At 32.3% G+C, this 24562-nt stretch carries 17 protein-coding genes, 1 other RNA gene and 1 pseudogene; 12 read left to right on the top strand and 7 right to left on the bottom strand.

All coding sequences use genetic code 11. The annotated features are described in order from the left end of the window. Position 1 precedes the first annotated feature (1 nt). From ACM55G_RS12410 to ACM55G_RS12395, 4 genes are all read left to right on the top strand, one after another. Complete coding sequence (locus ACM55G_RS12410) at positions 2-499, top strand: GNAT family N-acetyltransferase (protein WP_416844255.1); 498 nt, start codon at positions 2-4, stop codon at positions 497-499. Between the two features lie 137 nt (positions 500-636). Further along, on the top strand, positions 637-1731 hold the full coding sequence (locus tag ACM55G_RS12405; RefSeq protein WP_416844254.1) for an efflux RND transporter periplasmic adaptor subunit: 1095 nt from the start codon (positions 637-639) through the stop codon (positions 1729-1731). After that, on the top strand, positions 1731-2987 hold the full coding sequence (locus ACM55G_RS12400; RefSeq protein ID WP_416844253.1) for an ABC transporter permease: 1257 nt from the start codon (positions 1731-1733) through the stop codon (positions 2985-2987). The genes ACM55G_RS12405 and ACM55G_RS12400 overlap by 1 nt, the downstream gene beginning before the upstream one ends. 2 nt (positions 2988-2989) lie before the next feature. Next, positions 2990-3670, top strand: coding sequence for an ABC transporter ATP-binding protein (locus ACM55G_RS12395; RefSeq protein WP_416844252.1), 681 nt, complete (start codon positions 2990-2992; stop codon positions 3668-3670). 4 nt (positions 3671-3674) lie between these two features. On the opposite strand, the gene ACM55G_RS12390 is transcribed toward ACM55G_RS12395, so the two are convergent. The 3 genes from ACM55G_RS12390 to ACM55G_RS12380 form a co-directional block, all read right to left on the bottom strand. Beyond that, complete coding sequence (locus ACM55G_RS12390; protein ID WP_416844251.1) at positions 3675-4244, bottom strand: pentapeptide repeat-containing protein; 570 nt, start codon at positions 4242-4244, stop codon at positions 3675-3677. Between the two features lie 102 nt (positions 4245-4346). After that, positions 4347-4781, bottom strand: a complete 435-nt coding sequence (locus ACM55G_RS12385) for a DUF6526 family protein (protein WP_416844250.1) — start codon at positions 4779-4781, stop codon at positions 4347-4349. A gap of 150 nt (positions 4782-4931) precedes the next feature. Beyond that, positions 4932-7019, bottom strand: coding sequence for a TonB-dependent receptor family protein (locus ACM55G_RS12380; RefSeq protein WP_416844249.1), 2088 nt, complete (start codon positions 7017-7019; stop codon positions 4932-4934). 560 nt (positions 7020-7579) lie between these two features. Between ACM55G_RS12380 and ACM55G_RS12375 the strand changes: the two genes are divergently transcribed. From ACM55G_RS12375 to ACM55G_RS12365, 3 genes are all read left to right on the top strand, one after another. Continuing rightward, complete coding sequence (locus ACM55G_RS12375) at positions 7580-9145, top strand: family 43 glycosylhydrolase (RefSeq protein WP_416844248.1); 1566 nt, start codon at positions 7580-7582, stop codon at positions 9143-9145. A 302-nt stretch (positions 9146-9447) separates the two neighbouring features. Further along, positions 9448-9984: a hypothetical protein gene (locus ACM55G_RS12370; protein WP_416844247.1), complete on the top strand. Its 537-nt coding sequence runs from the start codon at positions 9448-9450 to the stop codon at positions 9982-9984. Between the two features lie 20 nt (positions 9985-10004). After that, on the top strand, positions 10005-12203 hold the full coding sequence (locus ACM55G_RS12365) for a TonB-dependent receptor plug domain-containing protein (RefSeq protein ID WP_416844246.1): 2199 nt from the start codon (positions 10005-10007) through the stop codon (positions 12201-12203). 141 nt (positions 12204-12344) lie between these two features. On the opposite strand, the gene ACM55G_RS12360 is transcribed toward ACM55G_RS12365, so the two are convergent. From ACM55G_RS12360 to ACM55G_RS12345, 4 genes and pseudogenes are all read right to left on the bottom strand, one after another. After that, complete coding sequence (locus ACM55G_RS12360) at positions 12345-12506, bottom strand: IS3 family transposase (RefSeq protein ID WP_416844245.1); 162 nt, start codon at positions 12504-12506, stop codon at positions 12345-12347. A gap of 485 nt (positions 12507-12991) precedes the next feature. Next, positions 12992-13368 (bottom strand): annotated as a pseudogene (locus ACM55G_RS12355) (ATP-binding protein). A gap of 370 nt (positions 13369-13738) precedes the next feature. Beyond that, positions 13739-14135, bottom strand: a transfer-messenger RNA (tmRNA) gene (ssrA, locus tag ACM55G_RS12350). Positions 14136-14210: 75 nt separating this feature from the next. Next, positions 14211-15422: a serine hydrolase domain-containing protein gene (locus ACM55G_RS12345; protein ID WP_416844244.1), complete on the bottom strand. Its 1212-nt coding sequence runs from the start codon at positions 15420-15422 to the stop codon at positions 14211-14213. A gap of 246 nt (positions 15423-15668) precedes the next feature. Between ACM55G_RS12345 and ACM55G_RS12340 the strand changes: the two genes are divergently transcribed. From ACM55G_RS12340 to ACM55G_RS12320, 5 genes are all read left to right on the top strand, one after another. After that, positions 15669-16871 (top strand): NAD(P)-dependent oxidoreductase, encoded by a 1203-nt coding sequence (locus tag ACM55G_RS12340; RefSeq protein ID WP_416844243.1) that lies wholly within the window; start codon positions 15669-15671, stop codon positions 16869-16871. 231 nt (positions 16872-17102) lie between these two features. Continuing rightward, positions 17103-18173 carry a magnesium/cobalt transporter CorA gene (gene corA, locus ACM55G_RS12335; RefSeq protein ID WP_416844242.1) on the top strand — a complete coding sequence of 357 codons (1071 nt, stop codon included), beginning with the start codon at positions 17103-17105 and terminating at the stop codon, positions 18171-18173. A 54-nt stretch (positions 18174-18227) separates the two neighbouring features. Further along, positions 18228-20321: a phosphate acetyltransferase gene (pta, locus tag ACM55G_RS12330; RefSeq protein WP_416844241.1), complete on the top strand. Its 2094-nt coding sequence runs from the start codon at positions 18228-18230 to the stop codon at positions 20319-20321. Between the two features lies 1 nt (position 20322). Next, positions 20323-21522, top strand: coding sequence for an acetate/propionate family kinase (locus ACM55G_RS12325; protein WP_416844240.1), 1200 nt, complete (start codon positions 20323-20325; stop codon positions 21520-21522). A 97-nt stretch (positions 21523-21619) separates the two neighbouring features. Next, on the top strand, positions 21620-24364 hold the full coding sequence (locus tag ACM55G_RS12320; RefSeq protein WP_416844239.1) for a ligand-binding sensor domain-containing protein: 2745 nt from the start codon (positions 21620-21622) through the stop codon (positions 24362-24364). Positions 24365-24562: the final 198 nt, after the last annotated feature.

The following is a 24562-nucleotide window of genomic DNA, read 5'->3' as shown; positions in this document are numbered from 1 at the left end:
AATGATTACAATAAAAGAAGCTACAATATCTGATATAAATACAATTCAAGAGATTGCTTATATATCTTGGCCTGACACTTATGGCGAAATACTTTCGCAGGAGCAAATCGATTTCATGCTTAATTTATGGTACACTTCAGCTGTTTTGATTGATAACTTGACTAATAAAGGACATTACTTTTTATTGGCTTTTGATGGAACTGTGTGCCTAGGATTTGCTTCATACGAACACAATTACTTAAACAAAAATGTAACCCGCTTGCATAAAATCTATTTACTTCCTGAAGCACAGGGTAAAGGAGCAGGGAAATTATTGATTGATACCATCGAAAATTTGGCAAAAAAAAATTATTCCGTTGCTATTTCCTTAAATGTAAATAAATTTAATAAAGCATTTACCTTTTATCAAAAAATAGGTTTTGAAATCGTAGAGGAGTATGATACTGAAATTGGCAATGACTATTTGATGGAAGATTATATTATGCAAAAAGACTTGTAATTTATTGCTGGATTTTCTCTTACAAAAACGTTTTTTTATTACATAATTAAGTACCTGTGATTTAATATTAAAATGTATAATATCGTACATTTGATAGAAGAATTTATAGTAACGTATAATGTTAAATAAAAAATTAAATGAGTTTTAAATCAATATCATTATTTTATTTATTGCTATTTGCCATTCTATCCTGTTCAAAAAAAGAGAATCAAGAAACAAAACCCACTCTGGGTAATGTAACGGAAAGTGTTTATGCATCAGGCATTATTAAAGCGGATGGTCAATATACCGTTTTTTCTACCGTTAACGGAACCTTGCAAAAAATAAATGTAGTTGCGGGTCAATCCATAATCAAAGGGCAATCTTTATTTGAACTGGAAAGTGATAAAGCTCAATTGAATACTGAAAATGCCCGATTAGCGTATCAATTAAGTCAAGAAAGCAATCGTTACACTCAAGATAAAATTTCTGAGATGGAAATGAAAGTCCAAGCTGCCAGAGATAAATTAACCTTAGACGAATCGATTTATAACAGGAACAAGAACATTAAAAATCAAGGGGGAATTTCAGAAGTTGATTTTGAAAGAGTAGAATTGGGGTATAAAAGTTCAAAAATCAATTATGAATCGGCTAAAAAACAATTGGGTCAACTCAAAGCACAATTAGAAAACGAGCAAAATCGCAATCGCATTAATCTTAAAATCAATCAAAAATCCCAAAACGATTTTAGTGTTAAAAGTGCCTTTTCAGGGGAATTATTCGATGTGTTGGTTAAAGAAGGAAGTTTGATTACTCCGCAAACTCCTTTGGCAATTATTGGTAAAGCAGATTCTTTTTTATTGGAATTAGAAGTAGATGAAAATGACATGATACACGTTATGATGGAGCAAAAAGTACTGGTAACTATGGACAGCTATAAAGGTCAGGTTTTTGACGCAGTTGTCGATAAAATTTATCCTATTATGGAGGAGCGTTCCCGTACTTTTAAAATCGAAGCTCATTTTATCAAACCGCCTGGTAAATTATATCCTAACCTTACCGCTGAAGCGAATATTATCATTCAGATTAAGAAAAATACAATCACGATTCCTAAGTCATATTTAATTCAAAACAAATACGTTTTAGTGAATAAAGATGAAAAACGAGAAGTAAAAATAGGATTGAGTGATTATCAGAAAGTAGAGATTCTAGAAGGATTAAAAGCCGAAGAAACAATTTACATGCCTAAATAATGAACTTCAAATTGATTTTAAATATTGCGCTACATTTGCTTCGAGCCAGACTAAAACAAACTATTGTTGCGGCCGTTGGAGTAACTTTTGGTATCGCCATGTTTATTTCTTTGGTTAGTTTTATGCATGGTTTAAATGATTTATTGGATGGATTAATGCTTAATAGAACGCCTCATGTTCTTTTGTATAACGAAATTAAACCTTCTGAAAATGAACCTGTTTCATTAGTGGATGATTATAAAAATAACGTCAATTTTATTCATTCTATTAAACCAAAAGACAGAGGAAAATCTATTTACAATGGTAAAACGATTATTAAAGTATTAAAAGAAGATTCACGTATTATTGATGTTGCGCCAAAAGTTACTACTCCAGTTTTTTTTAATTCTGGAACCATTGAAATTTCAGGAATAGTCAACGGTATTGATGTTTTGCCGGAAGAGAAATTATTTAAAATCAGCGATTATATCATAGAAGGGAATGTGGCTGATTTGCTTCAGAATAATAGTATTATTATAGGAAAAGGATTGGCGGATAAAATGTTGCTTTCTAAAGGAGATATTATTAAAATCAGTACTCCCAAAGGGAGTTTAGCCTCTTTAAAAATCGTTGGAATCTCTGAAATTGGTATTGCTGCAATTGATAATACGATGAGTTATACGTCATTGGCCACAGCCCAAAAAATTTTGGGCGAACCCACAAATTACATTACTGATATTCAGATTAAACTTTTTGACATGGCTTCGGCTCCTGCTGTTGCAAAAGAGTTTAGGGATAAATTCAACTTGGATACCATCGATTACCAAACAGCAAATTCACAGTTTGAAACCGGAAGTACAATACGGAGTATTATTTCCTATGCAGTGGGCGTAGTGTTGCTTATTGTGGCTGGTTTTGGGATTTATAACATCCTAAATATGTTGATTTATGAAAAAATGGATAGTATAGCGATTCTAAAAGCAACTGGTTTTTCAGGGAATGATGTCAAATGGATTTTTGTTTCACTTTCTATTATTATTGGACTTGCCGGGGGATTATTTGGATTATTATTTGGCTATATTTTTTCCTCCATTATAGATGTAATTCCATTTGAAACGGCTTCGTTACCCACAATAAAAACTTATCCCATAAATTACAATCCCTTATTTTATGTTATCGGAATTACTTTTGCATTATTTACCACTACAATAGCAGGGCTTTTCCCTGCTTTGAAAGCCAGTAAAGTTGATCCAGTAGAAATAATCAGAGGAAAATAACGATGGAGAACAATAAAGTTTTAGAGGCGGTTGGTTTGAATAAATATTTTTATGACCCAGTGAAATTTCAGGTCTTAAAAGAAATTAACATGAGTATTAATCAGGGTGAATTTGTTTCAATTATAGGAAAATCGGGTTGCGGAAAATCGACTTTGTTGTATTTGCTTTCGACAATGGATACGGATTATGAGGGTAAATTAGTGATCAATAATGAACTCATAACCGATAAGTCCGACAAAGAATTAGCATTAATACGGAATGAGAAGATAGGTTTTGTATTTCAGTTTCATTACTTGCTAGCGGAATATAATGTATTGAAAAATGTCATGCTTCCGGGAATGAAATTGGGTAAATATTCCAATCAGGAAATCGAACATCGAGCGATGAAACATTTGAAAACATTGGACATGGAAGACCAAGCCTTAAAAATGCCAAATCAATTGAGTGGTGGACAAAAACAGCGTGTGGCTATAGCCAGGGCTTTGATAAATGATCCGCTGATTATTATGGGTGATGAGCCTACAGGAAATTTAGACAAGAAAAATAGCAACTTGGTTTTTGATATTTTTAATCAATTGACTCAAGAACAAAATCAGACTTTATTGGTTGTTACGCACGATACTGATTTTGCTGAGCGGACCAATAGAGTCATCACCATGGATGATGGTAAAGTAGTTTCGTAACGGCTTATTTAACTATAATTTCGTGTTTGTAAAGCAACCCTTTTAATCCTTTTAAAGCAAAGACTGCTTTTTTTAATTTTGTTGCTTTTGGATCAATGGTATAATTGTAGCTTGTCTTGAAATTCGCTTTATTGGCAATTGCTTTTGCAAATTCAGAACGGTATAAATCGCAATTTTCAAATAGGACTTCGGTCAAATCAGTAGCCATAAAATCAACTGCAATTAAACTACAATTAGTAAACGACGTTCCTTTGATTTTTAAGGTGTAAAATTTGGAGAAATCCAAAATACAGTCGGTAAAATCAATTTCGAAAATTAATTTATCACACATAGCAAAATTCACTTCTTTGATTTCACACCGATTGAAAGTCACGGTTCTAAAGGCGACATAATTTATTTTTGCGTTGCTAAAAGTACAATCATTGAATGTGCAGTCAATAAAAGTGACATCCAGAAATATGCATTGGGAGAAATTACAATTGGTAAAAGTACAACACTCAAACTCCTTAAAATTGACATCTTCTTCGTTATAAATGATGTTCTTGTATTCAATATCTAAAAAATATTCTGGCATTTATGGCTTTTAAATTCAGGTTTAAGTCGGTTATACTTTTCAGCAAAGAAACAAAATTCTATAGCTATACAATTCAGCTTTTGTAATAATTATTTTTAAAATTTAAACTCTGTCGAAATCACCTTTCCAATTAATAATCGCTCTTTTAATTGCTTTTCCTGAAAGATTTTCATCCAACGTTCTTTTCATGAGTGTAGGAAGTTCTTCATCTGGAGCAAATCGTAAGGCAAACAATTGGTCGTCATTTAATTGGTGTTCAAGATCTTCCAGTCTTTTTCCTGTAATATAAAAATAGCGGTACCGAAGCTCTAATCGTACAATTCGGTTTTGTAAAGTTAATGCGTAATGCTGGCGTAACATAAAAGCCAGACAAAAAAGAACAACAAAACTAGCACTGATGAAAGACCAAATCAATTTGTCTTCGGATGTAAAAGTAAAATATACACTAAAAGCTAAAAATGTCATTACAATGGGATAATAAACAAAATGATGAGGCGGATAATACCGAATATGATTTTTATAAGATTGTGTTTCCATGATTTTATTTTAGTTTTTTAAAGATAGTCAAAAGAACTTATTAGGAAGGAAACAGAATTTTTAAATGCAAGAAAACCTAAATTATATAAGTTTAGAATTTTATAAATCTTTCACTGAAGATTTTAAACAACTACGCGTTTTGAAAATCGGCTATAAAAAAATATGTGCAACCGAAATTCCTCCATAAAAATTTCTTGGATTTCCAGGGTAATAATACCTTGGAGGTACGCTTCCAAAACCGACTGCATTGGGTAAAATGCTAGCTGCATAGTGACTGTTCGTTGCATTATTAATTCCAGTGCTCAATTCTGCTTTTAGGAATTTTTGTATTTTAAAAGTGTAAGCCGCTTTAATATCCAATAGTTTATAACCATCACTATATTTTGAATTTGTATCGTTCATTGAAATTTTACCCACACTTCTAAAAGAAGTATTCAAACTAAAACCCCTTTCTGTACTCAAATCCACGCCTAAATTCCATTGCACGTTAGGAACGCCTGTTAGTATGTTACCCGAATAATCAGCATTTCCATCCACAAAATCCTTGAATTTAAAATTATTAATCGTTCCAGAAAAATAAGGTGTAATTTGCCATTTAGAAGTTTTGATAAGCCTATAATTCACAGAAAATTCTATTCCAACATGCGAACTTTCTCCGGCATTAATCCCCACATACTGATCTTCGGCTGTGCGTCGGGCCACCAATAAGTTTGTGATTTGTGTGCTGTAAAGTACGGTTTCAGTATATAATTTATTATCCAGCCAATTTCCTTTGAAACCCAATTCATAATTCCATCCCATCTCTGGTTTTAAACTGGTATTGATTTTTCCTTGAGGAGTGAGTGTTTCGGCAACTAAGGGGGCTGAGAATCCTTTACTGATCGCCGAATAGATGTTTGTGCCTTCAGCTACTTTATAGGAAAGTCCGATTCTTGGCGACCAAACATTTCCAAAAGTATAAGCAGGTTCTTGGTTTACAGTAGTGTGTCGAAAAACATCTTCTAAAGAATATTTGGTTGTATTCAATGCCAGACCGCTTTCTAAAAACAGCTTTTTTGACAATTGCAATTCTATTTGTAAAAAATAATTAATGTAATTCCGTTTTTGTTTGATTTTACTGAATTCAGCCCCCGTAATGCTTCCTTGGCCGGGTTGCGATAAGTATAAATTTTTGAAAAGAGAAAAGTCATATTTTTCAGATAAAAATTCTGTTCCAATGCTTGCTTCAAAAGGCAGAGAAAATAAAAGAGCTTTATAATTTATCGTAGAGCGAAATCCTGCAGAATTTGTTTTTTCTTTCAAAATATCAAAAGGTCTGTCTTCTTTTGCCTTTCTGAAATTGGCAAAAACACTCGTTTTGGCAGACCATTTCTCAGAAAACTGATGCTTATATCCAATTCCCATCAGCAATTTATCAGAGGATTCATTTCCTTTGGCTGCAGCCCAAGTAGCAGCTGCCTTTTCGGGATGATTTTTGAAATCATTTTCATTTATTGAACTTGGGATAAAAGCTTTTAAACGGGTAAAAATCCCTAAATAAGACAAACTTCCTTTGGAGTTTAGCTTTTGTTTTCCGTGTAGGTTAAACGATTTTCTGTCGTAAGCGCTATTGGCTCTGAAGCCTTCGCTCTGCAAATGCGTATAACTGGAATACAGATTTGATTTAGCATCGCTATAGCCGACTGAAAGACTTTGTTTTACCAAGCCATAACTACCGTATGTGGTTACCGATTTCCCAAAGGATTCCTGCAAAGAAGTTTCTCGCGCAAACAAATGAATCACGCCACCCAATCCGGAACCAAAGCTAGTGGAATTAGGTCCTTTAATTATTTCAATACTTCCAATAGATTCCATATCAATATCTTCAATTACCGTTTCGCCTTCGCCACTTGTCAATGGAATATCTTCAAAATAGGCTTTAACTTTAGTAGTACCATATTGTGATCTGGCGCCAATTCCCCGAATCGTAATTCTAGTGGTATTCATAGATCCTTGCTGCATATAAACTCCTGGAATTTTATTCAAAACGGAGGTGAGTATCACGCCATCGCTATTGTTGAGATCTTTTCTCCCAATAAATGATACAGATGCCGCATTATTTTGAATCGAAGTCTTAATAGGTGATGCCTTAAGAATAATTTCAGAAAGTGCTGTCGTGTCTTTTTGTACCTGACCTACAGTCGCGGTATAAATAAATAGTAGTAAAAATGAAAAAAGGTAAGAAGTATTTTTGTCCAATGCTTTGTATATTTATTAGAAATAAAAAAATTATAAATTTACTACTTACTTTTAAATTAATGAAAGCTAAGTAGGATAAAATAAAAAATGCAATTATCAAATAATGTTATAATTGCGATTGCTTTTGTGAGTTGACTGGATAATTTGTATGAAGTAGATGAATTACACCAAAGTTGATGCTGCTGTTTTAGCTAAAATTATTGATTAAAAACCTTTAAAAGATTTTGTATAATTTGTTCTAATCGTAAATTGGTCTTACAAGTAAGATAATAAAGTTTTAATCCTTTTTCCATATTTTAAATAATATTTCCGGTATAAATGATTGATGACTTTAGGTACCAATTCTTTTGCGCAGGCAGTATAGATCAAGATAATGCAGGATAGTGCATGACGGTTTGCTAATTGCGATTAGATACATTTATTAAATATTAGCGAATTTAAAAATTTCATATTGATTGATATGTTTGCTTATAGGATGTTAAATAAATTATTAATCAAATTGAAATAGGAAAATAATAATGAAAATAAAAAAATGTTATTCTATTAGAGTTGTTATACTAATGTGGGCTTGTAGTATAGGAATATGTACAACTAGTTATGCACAGCAACTTAATATCAAAAATGATGTGTTTTGGAATACCAAAGATGGGCGTCCGATTAATAGTCAGGGTGGTGGTATATTTAAATTTGATGATCCAGTAACAGGAGTAAAAAAATATTACTGGTATGGAGTTCATTATGCAGAGGCCGACAGCTATCGCAATTCACCTTTTATTACGCAAAAAACCTCTACTTTTGAATCTGTAACCTGTTATAGCTCTTTAGATTTAGTAAATTGGACGTTTGAAGGCGATGTTTTAACTAAAGACAAAGTAAATAAGTCAGGGAAGACCTGGGTGGGTCGCTTAGGTGTAACTTATATTAAGGAGCTGCACAAATATGCCATGTTTGTTCAACATGATAAGGAGGTACTGATTACTGTTTCGGATTCTCCAACGGGTGAATTTTTATGGCATCAGAAAATAAATATGGAGCAAATGATTGGGACTAGCAACACCGGAGATCAAACTGTATTTACCGATGAAGATACAGGAAAGTCTTACCTCATTTATTCTTATGGAAGAGGGCGTAACAAGATATATATATCGGAAATCGGTGTTAAAAATGGAAAGGTAAACCTGTTAGACTGTACAGAAGTTTTTAAGGGAGAAAGTCGTGAAGGAAATTGCATGTTTAAATACAACAACAAGTATTACATGTTTGCGTCAAATATATATGGCTGGGACTCCTCTTATGCCTATTATCTGGTAGCCGATAGTATCAGAGGGCCTTATACACCTACTAACGAGATGTTGGTTATGAAAGGAAGTTCAGAAGACTTTGCACATGTAACGCAGACTGGTTTTTTCTGTTCTGTAAAAGGTAACAAACAGGAAACAGTAATTTACTGCGGAGACCGATGGGCTAATTTTGCGGGTAACGGATTAGGTTATAACCAATGGTTTCCACTTTCGTTTGATGATAAAATTCCCTATTTCAATTCCCTCAGTTCATGGAACTTGGATGCCCAAACAGGTATGTGGAAAGTAGCTGATGACAACAATTATGTGAAAAATGGTAGTTTTGAGGCAGACCGCAGGCATATTCCTAGCCATTTTAAACCAGTACAAATACAATTAACTGGCTGGGCTACTGAGGTTATTGCTGGGAATGAGATTGGACTTGACAGTATTAATTCGCCTGTCTTAAACTATTTTAATAGCGAAAATGACAGGAAGATTGTAATAGGTGAAAAAAGCCTGAATATTAGTGACAAGGTTAGTTTTAAGCGAAAAATTTTCCAGACAATTGCATCTTCATCGTATGTGAAATTGGAAGATGGATTTTATACACTAACCGCAAAAGTAAAAAACAGCAAGGGTTTTGCCCAATTAGAAATATATGCTTTAAGTAATGGTAATACACTAAAATACAGTTTCAAAGAGGAAAATACATCATGGAAAACGGTTTATATTGAAAATATACCTGTCGCAAAAGGAAAGATTGAAATCGGTTTCTTGACCGATGGTACTGCAAATTCTTTTTGTCATGTTGATGATGTATCGCTGGTGAAAACTATTAAATAATTTTATGGTTTAGTATTCAAACCACTTATTAAACACTCAATTCAGAATGACCTCCTCTATTTTTCAGTAGTAACTACTTTTTTTAACCATGACAGCAGAGGCTATTTAGCTAATAGTGGTTTCGCTTGCAAACAACCAAGATGATACATTTTGCACAAAACATAGTGTGAAATAATATAGTTTTGTAGGTCGAAACAATATCATCATAGTTATTTATGGTAATGCTCTTTTTAAGAGACATTTTTAGTATATTCTTAGGAAAGCAAACAGTTTTAATTTTTATTTTTAAAATCACAAATATAATGTTCCCAAAAAATAAAATACTTATTATCATTTTCGTAATCATTTCATTATATGGTACTGGCTTTTTTTTGACCTATTCAGGTGATTTGATCAATCCAATTCAAAAAATAAGGTATGAAAATCAAATAAAAAAAATAAAATTTAGACAAACTATAATCTTCTCTTTGGATGAATGGCAAGCCTTTTCGGATAAAAAAGAAATAAAATATAATAATCCTTTTTATGATATGATTTCGTTTAAAAAAAATCATACAAAAGTTATCTCAAAAGCGGTAAATTATGATTTGGAGAATCAATTTCGTTTAGTAATTTCTCAAGTTTTAAATAAACATAAAAGATTCCCTTTGGAGAAGAAGCGTACCTTTCTCTCTAAACACCCTGTACAAAAAAACAAAATAAATTTTGGTTTTAAAATCGTTTTTAAAATTGGTATAATTGAAAACCATAATACTCAATTTAATTTAAAAACTAGATCATTTATCTATTTACTGTTTGATCCTCCTGTTAAAATTGTTTTTTTTAAACATTTTTTTTAAACAAAATTAATTAAATAAACATGAAAAAAACAATAACCGTAATGGTTTGGATTTACTCTTTGATGGGATTTTCCCAAACCAAAAAAGACACAATAAACTCAATAGGATTAGATGAAGTGGTTATAAGTTCACAAAGATTTGCAAAACCAAAAAGAAAAATTACGCAACAAATTGAAAGTATATCTAAAATAGAAATCGAGTTTAATAACTTCCAGTCCAGTGCCGATGTGTTAGGAAATTCAGGGGCTTTAGTAGTTCAAAAATCACAACAGGGAGGCGGAAGTCCTGTTATTAGGGGGTTTGAATCCAGTAGAATTTTATTACTCGTTGATGGAATCCGAATGAATAACTTAATTTACAGAGCTGGACATTTGCAAAACATAGTTACTGTAGATAAAAATATAATCGAGAATATAGATGTGCTTTTTGGACCATCGTCTACTATTCACGGAAGTGATGCGCTTGGCGGAGCCATTTATTTACAAACTAAAAATGCAAAATTGCTTTCCGATACGGAAAACCAAAAGGTTAGCGGAACTATTTTAACGAGTTACAACTCTGGAAACCAAGGGAAATCAGGTCATTTAGATTTCAACTTTGCGGGTCAAAAATGGGGTTACTTAACGTCATTTTCCTATAATGATTATGGGGATTTAAAAATGGGAAAACATAAAAATGGTTCTAATGATTTTTTTGGAGAAAGACCTTTTTATGTGGTAACCAATGATGGTGTTGACACTAAAGTTGCGAATGATGATAAATATGTGCAAAAATTTTCGGGATACAAACAATATGATTTTATGCAAAAAATTGTTTTTCAGAAAAATATTAACACGCGACATAGTTTAAATTTACAATATTCTACCACATCAGACATTCCGAGATATGACAGGCTAACTGATTTGAGTTCAAACGGAAAATTTAAATCTGCAGTTTGGAATTATGGTCCACAAAAAAGATTACTTTCTGCTTATAAATTAGACAAAAAGAAGGTGTTCTTGAACAGTGATATGAATTCGGTTGCCAGTTATCAAAACATCGAAGAAAGTAGAATTACCCGTAATTTTGGTAATCCAACACAAAGTTCAAGGATTGAAAAAGTTTCGATATTTGCCATCAATTCTGATTTTAAAACAAAAATAGGAAACGGTGACTTTATTTATGGCGCCGATGTATATTATGATAATTTGAATTCTTCGGGAAATAAAAGAAATATTTTAACTAATGCTGAAGGCATCACTGATTCGCGTTATCCGGATGGAAAAAACAATACTTTTAGAGCCGAAGGTTTTGCTTCCTACAGCAATAACATTAACAAAACGGCCTCGTACAATGTAAGTGCCAGAGCGGGCTACGCCACTTTGAACAGCGAAATTTCAACCAATTTTCTGAATTTACCTTATACTATCGTATCACAAAAAAACTTTACCTATAGTGGCGCCGTTGGAATTGTAAATAATGCCAGTGAAAACACCAAAATAGGTTTTAATTTAGCTTCTGCATTTCGAGTTCCAAACATTGATGATTTATCCAAAATATTCGAATCGGCAGGAGGAAATTTAATTGTACCAAACAAAGATTTGAAGCCTGAAAAGTCAGTAACGGCTGATTTGAGCATTACTTTTTGGGAAGGAAAGCGTTTTCAGTTTGAAAATATTTTTTATTACACAAGACTGTATGATGCAATAGTAACGGGTGCTTTCATGTTAAACGGCCAATCTTTGATTGTTTATGAAGGAATAAATAGTCTCATTTATGCCAATCAAAATCATGGAAAGGGAAATATTACCGGAATTTCTTCCACGTTAAGAAATTATATCACAAAATCATTATTGTTTTATGGCACTTTCAACTTTACCCACGGTAGAATCCAAAATACGGCGGGTAATTTTCCTTTAGACCATGTTGCTCCAGTTTATGGGAAAACGGGTTTTAAATATGAAAGTAAATTAGTAAATCTGGATTTATATATTATGTATAATGGAAAAAAAGAGTTAAGTAATTACTCACCCAGTGGTGAAGATAATTTGCAATATGCTCCAAAAAATGGGATGCCATCTTGGGAAACCTATAATTTGAAAGGATCCTTATCTTTAATGAAACAGTTCACTGTTTTGTCTGGTGTTGAAAATATTTTAGATACACAATACAGGACTTTTGCTTCTGGGATCAATGCTGGCGGTAGAAGTTTTTATCTTGGAGGGAAATACAATTTTTAGAATTAAAATCGAAATAAAAGCCTTCAATTTCATTGAAATTTTGGGCTTTTTGTATTTTGGATGTACAAATAAAAACTGCCATTTAGTTAAGCTACATTTTTGTAATTTATTTGATTGTTAAATTCTTCAATTGTTGATAATTCAAAGCTGAATGTCTCCTTTTTCTTTTGTACCATACTTCAATATTTCCAGTTTTATTTGTTCTTTAGAAAGAAGTTTGTTCTCATAAATCAATTCAGTTTTCAAGGATTTAAAGAAGCTTTCTGCTACCGCATTATCCAAGCAATTTCCTTTACGTCTCATACTGTGGGTTATTTTTTATAGAAATTAAGAACATTTACAAACTTTTTGCTGGCATATTGAACACCTCTGTCGGAATGGAAAATTAAACCTTCTTCAATTTTGGGGTTTTAACCGCGATTTTCCACTATTTTTACAACTGTGGGGCAGTTACTGCTAATTCCATTGATATTGACCACCCAATTCCAATTTAAAATGAGCACCTGATTTCAATTCAAAATTATCACCTAATTCCTGAGCAAACTGACCACCTCAATTTTTCTTAAAAACTACTTTTTTTCATCTGTTAAATAGATGTCATAACAAACTTGCACTGGAATTTGTGATTTCACAATTATAGAACCATTATTATACCTGTCTTCAATGATCTCTAAAGGGTAATTCAGTTATGACTATCTAATGCGTGGAGTCCAAAATCGTCTAATATAAAAATCTTGCTTTTCTATTTTGGCTAATTCTCGCAAATAAGAACCATCTGCTTTGGCTATTTATAATTTAGCAAACAACTTCGAAGTATTAAAATAACTCACTTTAAAAGCCTGTATACAGGCCTGGTAACCTAATGCTGTGCCTAAATAACTTTTGTCTACACCTGTACTTAATCTGATTAAAATGGGTTCATTTTTTTTAAAAATTCGCATTCTGCTAGACTTAGTAAGGCGTTTGGGTCCAGATTACTGGTTTGGTCAAAATTGATAGTTTCAATGTTTGATTTGTAATGGAATCGGGCATTGGAGATACTGCGCTCAATACGACGATTATGCCTTTGATTCCATTCGGCATCAATAAGCATCGATACAAACTCATCGAGTGTGTTATGGTCTGTTTTTTCGCTTTCAATAGCAGTTTTAAAAGCATTACGCATGCCATAAAGCTTCATTCATTCATTCATTCATTCATTCATTCATTCATTCATTCATTCATTCATTCATTCATTCATTCATTCATTCATTCATTCATTCATTCATTCATTCATTCATTCATTCATTCATGAACAATCCTATACGAGAATAATGACGTCTTGTGAGTTTTCGATCATTATGTGTATCCAATATCTTTTGGTAATGGAACGCATTAAACCCGAAAAAATCGAACCGAAGCAAACATTGGATCACAATCCTAAACACTGATTTTTTAAGATATTGACGTTTTTTTGGTTGTGGGGAGCATGTGGTGGAATATTGTAAACAAAAAAAACCGTAATAACTTATTAAATAGGTTATTACGGTTTTGTTCTGTGGAGTCGCCGGGAATCGAACCCGGGTCCAAACAAGCAACTAAAAGGCTTTCTACGCGTTTATTTCCTGATTAGATTTTCGATCTTGCGTTTGACCAGAAACAGTCGCGCAAGACTTATCTTCTTAATTTCGAAATCCACCCGAAGCTCATGGAAATCTAGGTTTAAATTTACGATTCACCTTTATCGACCGCTATAAACCAAAGCTTTCGAGGTAAATCCTGCTTTCCTATCTGATAGGAACGAGGCTAATCTTACTATAATTCAGATTATGCAGCAAGAGCGTAGTTTCCTTCGCCGTGTAAGTGTTTTGAGACCTTTTATTAACGAGAATTGTCCCAGTTCTCGACGTGCTTACTTTTCAATTCGACTTGCTGTCAAAACCAGTCGACCCCTTTTATTTTTAGTTTGCAAATATACAATTTAAAACTTGAATTACTATTGCTAAACTTTCAACTTCATAACAAAAATCATTCCTCTTTTTCACCTTTATTCAAGTGAAACGGATAATCACCAAATAGCATTGCTAATTTTCTAACTTTGTAAGTTCTTGTTGTAAACTTATTGGATAAGGCAATTATAGTAACCTTCTCTTTTGGCAAAGTGATATAAGATGATGTGTTACCATGCCACCAACCGTTATGAAAATAGAAATTTTGTCCCGTTTGCCAATTGATCATACGAATGCCAAGACCATAATTTTTTTCTCCTTTGCGCTCATTACTGTATCCTATAAAGATCTTTTTAAACAGCTCTGAATTTAGAAAAGCAGTAGAATTTCTTGCTCGGTCAAATTTTAGTAAATCTCTGGGGGTAGAATAAATGTTTTTGTCCCCATAAACAGCATCCAAATAATCTTTACCAATTTCTACTCCATTTCCTTTATAAGAAGGGGCTATGCTATCTTTATCTTTTTCATAATCAAAAACAAAAGTGTTTTTCATACCCAGAGGATTGAAAATGATTTGTTTCATCGCTTCTTTATAAGAAAGTTTAGTTATTCTTTCAATTATCAATGCCAACATGGCATAATTGGTATTGCAATAACTAAAATGGGTATCTGTTTTAAATTCCAATCCAATATTTTTAGTAGCCATAATAGTTAATATGTCTTGATTGGTCAACCTGTTATGTCTGTCCCAAACCGTTTTATCTCGATCAGTAAAATAAGCATAATTACGCATGCCACTTCTATGGTTTAATAGTGTTTTTATAGTAACATCCGGAAAAGGGAATTCTTTTAGAATCGTATTAACCTTTTGGTCTAAATCTATTCTTTTGGCATTTATTAACTTCAGTACAGCAGTTGCAGTTATTACTTTACTAACTGAGGCTAAATGGAGTGGTGTTGTACTTGTAATTAATCTTTTCTTTCTGAAATTTGCGTAGCCTTCATAATTTTCATAAATAATTTGTCCATTTTGAGCCACAAGAAAACTTCCGTTAGCACTGTGATTAGGCCAAGTTCTATTATAAAAAGATTCAACAGACCTTTTTTTAGAATCAATGTATTCCGCAGTTAGTTTAGGACTTTCATTAGTTAAAGGCTTCATCTTAGGTAATGTACTCTTTGGGAGTTGAGCGTCACTTAATGCTGTTTTCTTTTTCTCTTTGGTACAAGAACTCAAAACTATTATCAGGACGAGTAATTGTACTATATTTGCTTTTTTTATAAATATCATTTTGATAGTACTAGAAAGACAAATATATAGAATCAATCCCTTTTGATTCGTCTTTTTTCCGAAACCTTAACACTATTTTATCAACGTTTTATAATTGCTGGTTTGTATCATTTTGGAGATCAGCTTTTAATCGGTGTAAGACAGGTGAATTTATTTAAAAAAGAAAGACAATTTATTTAAAATTGTTATTTTTGTAACAAATAATAAATAATAAGTTATATTAAATTAATATAAAAGAATAAAAAAATGAAATTCGGAATTATAAAAGAAAGAAAAAACCCTCCAGACAGGAGAGTTGTTTTTTCTCCTAATGAATTAGCAAGAGTAAAAGAACTATATCAAGGCGTTTCGATAAAAGTAGAAAGCTCCGATATTCGAATTTTTACAGATGAACAATATATAAATTTAGGAATCGAAGTTACAAATGACATTAGTGATTGTGATGTTTTATTTGGAGTGAAAGAAGTTCCTGTTGATGCGCTAATTCCTAATAAAGCCTATTTCTTGTTTTCGCATACTATAAAAAAACAACCTCACAATAGAAAATTACTACAAGCAATTTTAGAAAAAAACATCATTTTATATGATCATGAAACTATAGTAGATTCCCATAATCGCAGGTTAATTGGTTTTGGAAAGTATGCAGGAATTGTGGGTGTTTACAATAGTATTCGTGCTTTTGGAATAAAATTCGAATTGTTCAAATTGCCAAAAGCAGATACACTTTCCGGTAAAGAGGCACTAATCGCTCATTTAAAACGATTGGTATTGCCACCTTTGAAATTTGTGATTACAGGCTCCGGAAAAGTGACTAATGGAGCTAAAGAAGTTTTGGATGCTATGAAAGTTAAGGAAGTTTCAATCGGAAATTACTTGACAAAGAATTATGCACAGCCCGTTTACACCCAAGTCGATGTCTTAGAATACAATAAACGTAAAGACGGAAAAGTATTAGATTTTACCGATTTTTATGAAAATCCACAAGAATATGTGTCCGATTTTGAACGATTTACCAAGGTTTCGGATATCTATATTACTGGACATTTTCATGCCTATCAAGCCCCGGAAATTCTTACAAGTGAAATGCTACAGTCGAAAGATTGTAAGATAAAAGTTGTCGGGGACATTTCTTGTGATGTCAATGGTCCAATAGCATGTACATTGAGATCATCAACAATTGCTGAGCCTTTATACGGATATTGGCCAAGTGAAAATAAAGAAGTTGATGTTTTTCATCCGGCAGCAATTGTAGTTATGGCTGTGGATAATTTGCCATGCGAATTACCTAAAGATGCCAGTGAAGGTTTTGGTGAAATGTTTATAGAACATGTAATTCCAGCATTTTTTAACGGAGACAAAGATGGAATTTTACAAAGAGCTAAAATTACTCAAAACGGAAAATTGACTCCAAGATTCAGTTATTTACAGGATTATGTTGATGGTAAATAAATACAATAGTTTTAATTGATTAAAAACCGAGTTAGTGATAGCTCGGTTTTTTTTGGTATTTTGTTAATGTAATATAATTTATCTCATAAAACGGATTGTTATTTCTGGGTATTTTTGTTTTTCAAAATAAAATAAGTCAATGAGAAAATATCATTTTTAGGAATGCCAAATTCCTAAAGTAACCATTTATTGATATTTTTTTTTGTAATATTACTACATAAATGAGTTGGAATGAGAAAAATTAAATATAAACAAGGCAGAAAACTTCAGCCCTATAACCTTGAATATACAGGAATTTATAAAAGTCACGATTCAGAGATGCAATTGTTTGTTTTTGATAATTTTGATTTGATTGAATATGAAGATTTTAAAGTTTCAGATTTGGATAAATATATTGATCCACAAAAAACCAATTGGTTGAATTTGCATGGTTTAAATAATATCGAATTAGTAAAGTCTATTGGGAACTACTTTACAATTGATAATTTTATGCTTGCTGATATTTTGAATACTACTAGGAGAACTAAATTAGAGGAGTTCTCAGATGTCCTGTTTTTTAATATAAAATCATTATTGCCGGCCGGAGATTCAGATAATATAAGTGTAGAACAAATTAGTTTTCTGATGAAAGATGGTATTCTAATTTCTTTTCAGGAAAAGAGAAGTGATTTTTTTACTCATATTCGAGAGCGTATTCGAACCCATTCTGGAATAGTAAGGACAAAAAAAGCCGATTACCTTCTGTATATATTGCTTGACGCCATTATGCAAAATTTCTATGTAACTATTGAGAATGAAGAAGACAAAGTGGAAGAACTGATTAATCTTTCTAAAAATAGTGCCGATCCGATAATTTTGGAAAGAATTGAAAAGCATCGTGATAATTTTAATTTTCTAAAACGATCGATTATTCCGCTCCGGGATTCTTTGTATGACATAAAAAGCATAAAAGACGATAATGTTTTTAATGCAATGGAAATGGAAAATTTTAGTTTTTTTACGCGATTGCATCAGAAGAGTTTAGAGCTCTTAGAACAAATTGAATCCGATATGGGCTCGTTAGAAAGTGCTTCTAATTTTTTTTTTTCGGCACAGACGCATAAGATGAATGAAATTATGAAAACCCTTACTATTGTGTCGGCGATATTTATACCCCTTACATTTATAGCGGGTGTTTACGGAATGAATTTTGAGTTTATGCCTGAATTACATTATAAAAATGGGTATTATGCAGTTATGGGTGTGATGCTGTTAGTTGTAATTGGAATGATTATTTATTTTAAAAAACGACGCTATTTTTAGGAATTTAAAAGGTATGCATTCAGTAAATATGGAATTAAATATAAAAACACAAAGATGAACAAGGCCATATATATAGCAACAAGCGAACAAAATAGTGGTAAGTCGATTATAACTTTAGGGTTGATGAGTATGCTTATTGGCAAAACTGCCAAAGTAGGTTATTTTAGACCTATTGTAGAAGATTTTGAAGAAGGAGGGTTTGATAATCATATTGAAACGGTGATTGGTCATTTTGGCTTGGATATTCAATTCGAAGATGCTTTCGCCATTACAAAAAGTAAATTAATCAAAAAGAAGAACAAAGGAAAAATAGGGGAAGTTCTCGATTTAATCATTGAAAAATATAAGAAATTAGAAGAACGATTTGATTTTGTTTTAGTTGAAGGAACTAGTTTTACAGGAGAAGGAACTGTTATCGAATTAGATATGAATGTTTTGATAGCCAAAAATCTAGGGATTCCAACTATTATTGTGGGCTCCGGAGTCGGGAAAACATTAGAAGAATTGATTGACAGCCTTTATCTTGCGTATGATTCATTCAAAGTAAAAGAAGTGGAAGTTTTGGCTGTAATCGCCAATAAAGTACAACCTGAAAACATTGAATTGGTAACTACTGGTTTGAAAAAAAGTCTGCCAGAAAGTATATTGGTGAATTCAATTCCTTTAATTTCTAATTTAAATAATCCCACAATTCAGGAAATTGTAAATAAATTAGATGCTAAAGTTTTATTTGGCGCAGCTTATTTAAACAATCAAACGGGTAATTTTAGTGTGGGAGCTATGCAGCTTTGTAATTATTTATTGCATTTGAAAGAAAATAGTCTGGTGATAACTCCAGGAGATAGAGCTGATATTATCCTTGGTGCGCTTCAGGCGAATGAATCCGTGAATTATCCAACAATTTCTGGAATATTGCTGACGGGAAATATATTGCCCGAGGTGAGTATCCTAAAATTAATTGAAGGACTTTCTCCCGTTGTTCCCATTTTTGCAGTAGAGGAAGGGACGTATTATATTACCAATAAAATAGGTTCCATTAAATCTAAAATTTACGCCAATAACAAACAGAAGATTGAAATTTCCATCAACACTTTCGAAAAGTATGTCGATTTGGATAATTTGGCTGAAAAGCTAATTACTTTTGAAGCGGAAGGAATGACGCCAAAAATGTTTCAATACAATTTGGTAAAAAGAGCGAGAAAACATAGAAAACACATTGTTTTACCTGAAGGAAATGATGAAAGAATTATTATTGCAGCTTCCCGATTATTAACGATGGATGTAGTTGATATTTCGATTATTGGAAACAAAAAACAAATAGAAAGTAAAGTTTCGGAACTTGGGTTGGATTTTGATTTTTCTAAAATAAAAATTATTAATCCAATAGAATCCGAACATTACGACGATTATGTAAATACTTATTATGAGTTGCGAAAAACGAAAAACGTAACTTTAGGAATGGCCAAAGATTTAATGGAAGATGTTTCGTATTTTGGAACAATGATGGTTTATAAAGGCGATGCCGATGGAATGGTTTCCGGAGCGGCACATACTACACAACATACCATTTTACCGGCTTTGCAATTCATTAAAACAAAACCAGATTCATCAGTAGTTTCCTCAATATTTTTCATGTGTTTGGAAGACCGAGTTTCTGTTTTTGGGGATTGTGCCATCAATCCAAACCCAACAGCGGAACAACTGGCAGAAATAGCAATCTCCTCCGCTGATTCCAGTTTAGCTTTTGGAATAGAACCAAAAATAGCCATGCTTTCCTATTCTTCTGGTTCCTCCGGAAAAGGGGATGAAGTAGACAAGGTAAGAACTGCAACCGAAATAGTTAGAAAAAAACGCCCCGATTTAAAAATTGAAGGCCCTATTCAATATGATGCTGCAGTCGATATGTCTGTTGGAAAAAGTAAAATGCCAAATTCTGAAGTGGCAGGACAAGCCAGCGTTTTGATTTTTCCAGATTTAAATACAGGGAATAATACCTACAAAGCGGTGCAAAGGGAAACTGGAGCATTGGCAATTGGTCCGATGTTACAAGGATTAAACAAACCCGTAAATGATTTAAGCCGAGGTTGCACGGTAGATGATATTATAAATACAGTCGTGATTACAGCGATTCAAGCACAAGGATTATAAAATGAAAATAGTAATTATAAACTCGGGAAGTTCATCCATAAAATACCAATTAATCAATATGCCGGCGAATGAAGTCATTTGTTCGGGCATGATTGACAGAATAGGATTGGAAACTTCAAATCTAAGTTACGTAACCAATAACACTAAATTAGAGGAAACATTACCTATTGCGAATCATAAAATTGGTTTGGAAAAAATTGCTAAATTACTGATGGATGAAAAAGTGGGGGTAATTAAAAGTACGGATGAGATTGAAGCTGTCGGCCATCGTGTGGTGCATGGCGGAAGCGCTTTTTCTAATACCGTAATTATTACCAGCGAAGTAAAAGATAAAATCAGGCAGCTTTTTGATCTAGCTCCTTTACACAATCCAGCGAATTTAGAAGGAGTAAATGTGGCGGAGGAAATTTTCAATTCGGCACAGCAAGTGGCTGTTTTTGATACGGCTTTTCATCAAACGATTCCTGTTGTGGCGCACAAATATGCGTTACCAAATTACCTTTTGACAGAAAATAAAATACGCGTATACGGTTTTCATGGAACGAGTCACAAATACGTTTCGGAAAATGCAATTCATTATTTGAATCAGAATTCTATAAATAAAGGCTCGAAAATTATTACGATACATTTAGGAAATGGATGTAGTATGACCGCTATAAAAGATGGAAAAAGTATCGATCATACATTAGGTTTTGGTCCAATGAATGGGTTGATTATGGGAACCCGAAGCGGAGATGTAGATCAATCAGTGATTTTTTATCTGGTTAATTCGTTAGGATATTCGCTTGAAGCGGTGAATACAATGTTGCAGAAACAAAGCGGAATGCTGGGACTTACCGGCTACAGTGATTTGAGAGATATTGAAGCGAATGCGGAGAACGGAAATGTTGATTGCCAGTTGGCTTTAGATATGAATGCGTATCGGATTAAAAAATATATTGGTTCGTACACTGCAGTTTTAAACGGACTCGATGCTATTGTTTTTACAGCAGGAATCGGAGAGAATTCCTCTTATATTCGAAAACTGGTTTGTACGGATATGGATTATTTCGGAATTGAATTAGACGATTCCAAAAATGAAATTCGTTCTAAGGAAATTCGGGAAATTAATACACCCGACTCTAAAACTAAAATATTGGTTATTCCAACCAATGAAGAAATAGAAATTGCAAATCAGGTATTTGAATTACTTACCAATTAAAAAACATACTTTTCTAAAAAAGCTTCTGTATTCAGAGGCTTTTTTTATGCTTTTTATTTAAGAAATCTGTTTATATTTGGACATAAAACGCCACATTTTGAAAGCAAGAATTACATTCATAATCCTATTGTATTTTTTTTCATTCCAACTATATTCTCAAGAGTTACTTCCTTTTGTCGAAAATTACAGCAAGTCTAATTATCAGGGCGATAACCAGATTTGGAACGTAGCACAAGGAAATGATGATGCCATGTATTTTGCCAATAATTATTATTTGTTGCGATATGATGGTGTAAAATGGGAGAAATATACGTTACCTAACAAAACGATCATTCGTTCCATAATGGTCGACGGCGACAAGATTTATTCTGGTTCGTATAAAGAATTTGGATATTGGTTTCGAAAAGAAGGAAAGATGCATTATGTTTCGATTTCCAAAGGCAATAAGGTTTTTGATGAAAAAAATAATGAAGAAATTTGGAAAATATTTAAGTTTAACAACAAAATTTACTTTCAGTCCTTTAATGGGATTTTCCTTTTTGATGGAAAAGTAATCAAGGAAATAAAGTTTTCTTTTCTTATTTCCTATTGCTTTATCGTAGATAATCAGCTTTTGATTGCTTCAGTTGAGAAAGGGATTTATAAAATGAATAATGGGCTTATAGAAAAAGTAAATGGATGGGCTGTTTTAGAAAACAATGTCATTCATGCTATTCAAAAACACCAAAACAAAACCTATTTTTTCACTAAAAAGAATGGTGTTTATGTTTTGGAAAATGGCAAGCTGATTCCTTGGGAAAATCCATTAAATGACATTTTTAAAGTTGCAAACATCAATGTTGCTCAGTTTATAAAAAGTAATAAACTGATAATAGGAACTGCAAATAAAGGGGTTTATGTTCTAGATTTGAATGATGGTTCTTATAAAAACATCAATAGAAACAATGTCTTGATGAACAATTCGATTTTAAGTATTGGACAAGATAAAGAGAATGATTTATGGTTGGGACTGGATAATGGAATTGCGCATATTGAAGTCAATTCTCCTATATCTATTTTTTATGACAGCTCCGGAATTTTAGGCTCCGTTTATTCTGTTGCCAGCATTCCAAAAGGCTATTTAATGGCTTCCAATCATGGGGTTTTTAAATATGAGGAAAAGAAACTTTCACTAATTCCAAATACACAAGGCCAAGCCTGGAATATAAATAAAATAAATAATAAATATATTATAGGTCACAACGAAGGAACTTTTATTTATGATAACGGATTGTTCTATAAATTAAGTACTATAAATGGAGGTTGGAATTGGGCAAAAAGCAGTATTAATAATTCCTATTTACAAGCTACTTATAGTGGGGTAATCATTTATAATGATGCGAATGATTTGACTCAAAAAGTAGTTATAAAAGGAATAATGAAGCCTATTAAATATGTGGCGCAAAATAGGAAAAATGAAATATGGGCTGCGGATAATAACAGGGGTTTGTATCGAATTCTGTATAATGATGCGTACGAAACTACCAGTATTGTAAATGTTACCCAAAGTAGTAAAATCGATAATGATTTTGGTGTGAAAATATTTGAGTTTCGAAATGAAATCCTTTTCTTGATAGACAAATCTTGGTATACTTATAATTCAATCACCAATCAATTGGAAGGGAATGAATTGTTTAATTCCAATTTCAAAAACGTCTCTGATATTGTTGCTATTGACGATAACAACTTCATGGTACTTGAAGAGGGACTTTTATATCAGGTTTTTGCCAACGATAATAAATTCATTAAGAATAGTATTCAGGAGAAATATTATAAAGGAAAAATAATCAATGACAATTTGAAAGTGTTTAACAATAACGACAGTTATCTTTTGAATCTGGATGACGGTTTTATTTCTCTTCAATTAAAATATAAAAATAAACCTAAATCAAATATAAAGATTGAAGCTTTTAATGATACCATTTTGGTTGAAAATAAATCAAAAATCAATCATAATTCAGATCTTAAAATAAATGTAATATCTGGAATTTATGGTGCGACAAGACCTGATTTATTTTATAAACTAAATGGGAATAAAGAATTTATTCCCATAAAAGAAGGATTGATTATTTTGAATAACCTCAATAGTGGTTCCCATGAGGTAACTATTTATGGGAATGATGGCTTGCATTATAATAAAGTTTCCAGTTTTCAATTCATGGTGGCAAAGGCATGGTATTTTTCTTTCTGGATGATTTTAGTATACTTGATTTTAATAGGAATGGTATTGTATCTTTATTATAAGTGGAATAAGATGAAATACATTCAGAAATTGAAATTGCAGGAAGAAGAATTAAAGCATCAAAAGAAAATTCTCGAAATGGAATTAAAAGCCGAAAACGAGTTAAATGTTCAAGAATATGAAAAACACATTCTTGAATTGGAATTGCAATCAAAATCATCTGAAGTTGCGGGTAAATCACTTTCGATTGCCAAGCAAAGTGAAATGATAGAGAATATCCAGGGAATTTTAGATTCTGAAGCAGATTTCAATAAACTAAAAAGCGAGATAAAAAAAGCCATAAAAATCAATGCTGTAAACAAGCATGAATGGGAAACATTTGAAACAAATTTGAATCAAATTCATAATGAGTTTATAATTAAACTTTCTAAAAAATATCCAAACCTTACTTCGAAGGATATTAAGCTTTGTATTTATTTAAAAATGAATCTTTCCTCCAAAGAAATTGCACCAATGATAAACATTTCTTTCAGAGGTGTTGAACTGCATCGATATCGATTAAGAAAGAAATTAAATCTTACTCAGGAAGAAAACCTTTCTAAATTTTTATTAACTATATAAAATAGGTTATATTTTTATATATAACATACTATTTCATTCATTTTTTCACGAAATTACACTACATCATTACTACATCATATCGATGTAGTACAGTGCCTATATACCTTTGTTAGCTTCTTTAAAATATAGATTTCTTATCGGCTTTCAATGTTTTGATGTATTCATGTAGTAACTCTATTATGGTTACTATAACGTTGT

It is taken from the genome of Flavobacterium algoriphilum (assembly GCF_048158655.1).
In the GTDB taxonomy this organism is placed as follows: Bacteria; Bacteroidota; Bacteroidia; order Flavobacteriales; family Flavobacteriaceae; genus Flavobacterium; species Flavobacterium algoriphilum.
Note: the sequence above shows the minus strand (reverse complement) of the source record. Positions and strands in the feature narration are given on the sequence as shown.

Bases quoted from the DNA above. Each gene is read 5' to 3' on its own strand.
- ACM55G_RS12345 (WP_416844244.1), bottom strand. From the start codon at position 15,422: ATGATATTTATAAAAAAAGCAAATATAGTACAATTACTCGTCCTGATA.
- ACM55G_RS12400 (WP_416844253.1), top strand. From the start codon at position 1,731: ATGAACTTCAAATTGATTTTAAATATTGCGCTACATTTGCTTCGAGCC.
- ACM55G_RS12375 (WP_416844248.1), top strand. From the start codon at position 7,580: ATGTGGGCTTGTAGTATAGGAATATGTACAACTAGTTATGCACAGCAA.
- ACM55G_RS12410 (WP_416844255.1), top strand. From the start codon at position 2: ATGATTACAATAAAAGAAGCTACAATATCTGATATAAATACAATTCAA.
- ACM55G_RS12365 (WP_416844246.1), top strand. From the start codon at position 10,005: ATGAAAAAAACAATAACCGTAATGGTTTGGATTTACTCTTTGATGGGA.
- ACM55G_RS12390 (WP_416844251.1), bottom strand. From the start codon at position 4,244: ATGCCAGAATATTTTTTAGATATTGAATACAAGAACATCATTTATAAC.
- ACM55G_RS12385 (WP_416844250.1), bottom strand. From the start codon at position 4,781: ATGGAAACACAATCTTATAAAAATCATATTCGGTATTATCCGCCTCAT.
- ACM55G_RS12370 (WP_416844247.1), top strand. From the start codon at position 9,448: ATGTTCCCAAAAAATAAAATACTTATTATCATTTTCGTAATCATTTCA.
- ACM55G_RS12360 (WP_416844245.1), bottom strand. From the start codon at position 12,506: ATGAGACGTAAAGGAAATTGCTTGGATAATGCGGTAGCAGAAAGCTTC.
- ACM55G_RS12405 (WP_416844254.1), top strand. From the start codon at position 637: ATGAGTTTTAAATCAATATCATTATTTTATTTATTGCTATTTGCCATT.
- ACM55G_RS12325 (WP_416844240.1), top strand. From the start codon at position 20,323: ATGAAAATAGTAATTATAAACTCGGGAAGTTCATCCATAAAATACCAA.
- corA (WP_416844242.1), top strand. From the start codon at position 17,103: ATGAGAAAAATTAAATATAAACAAGGCAGAAAACTTCAGCCCTATAAC.
- pta (WP_416844241.1), top strand. From the start codon at position 18,228: ATGAACAAGGCCATATATATAGCAACAAGCGAACAAAATAGTGGTAAG.
- ACM55G_RS12395 (WP_416844252.1), top strand. From the start codon at position 2,990: ATGGAGAACAATAAAGTTTTAGAGGCGGTTGGTTTGAATAAATATTTT.
- ACM55G_RS12340 (WP_416844243.1), top strand. From the start codon at position 15,669: ATGAAATTCGGAATTATAAAAGAAAGAAAAAACCCTCCAGACAGGAGA.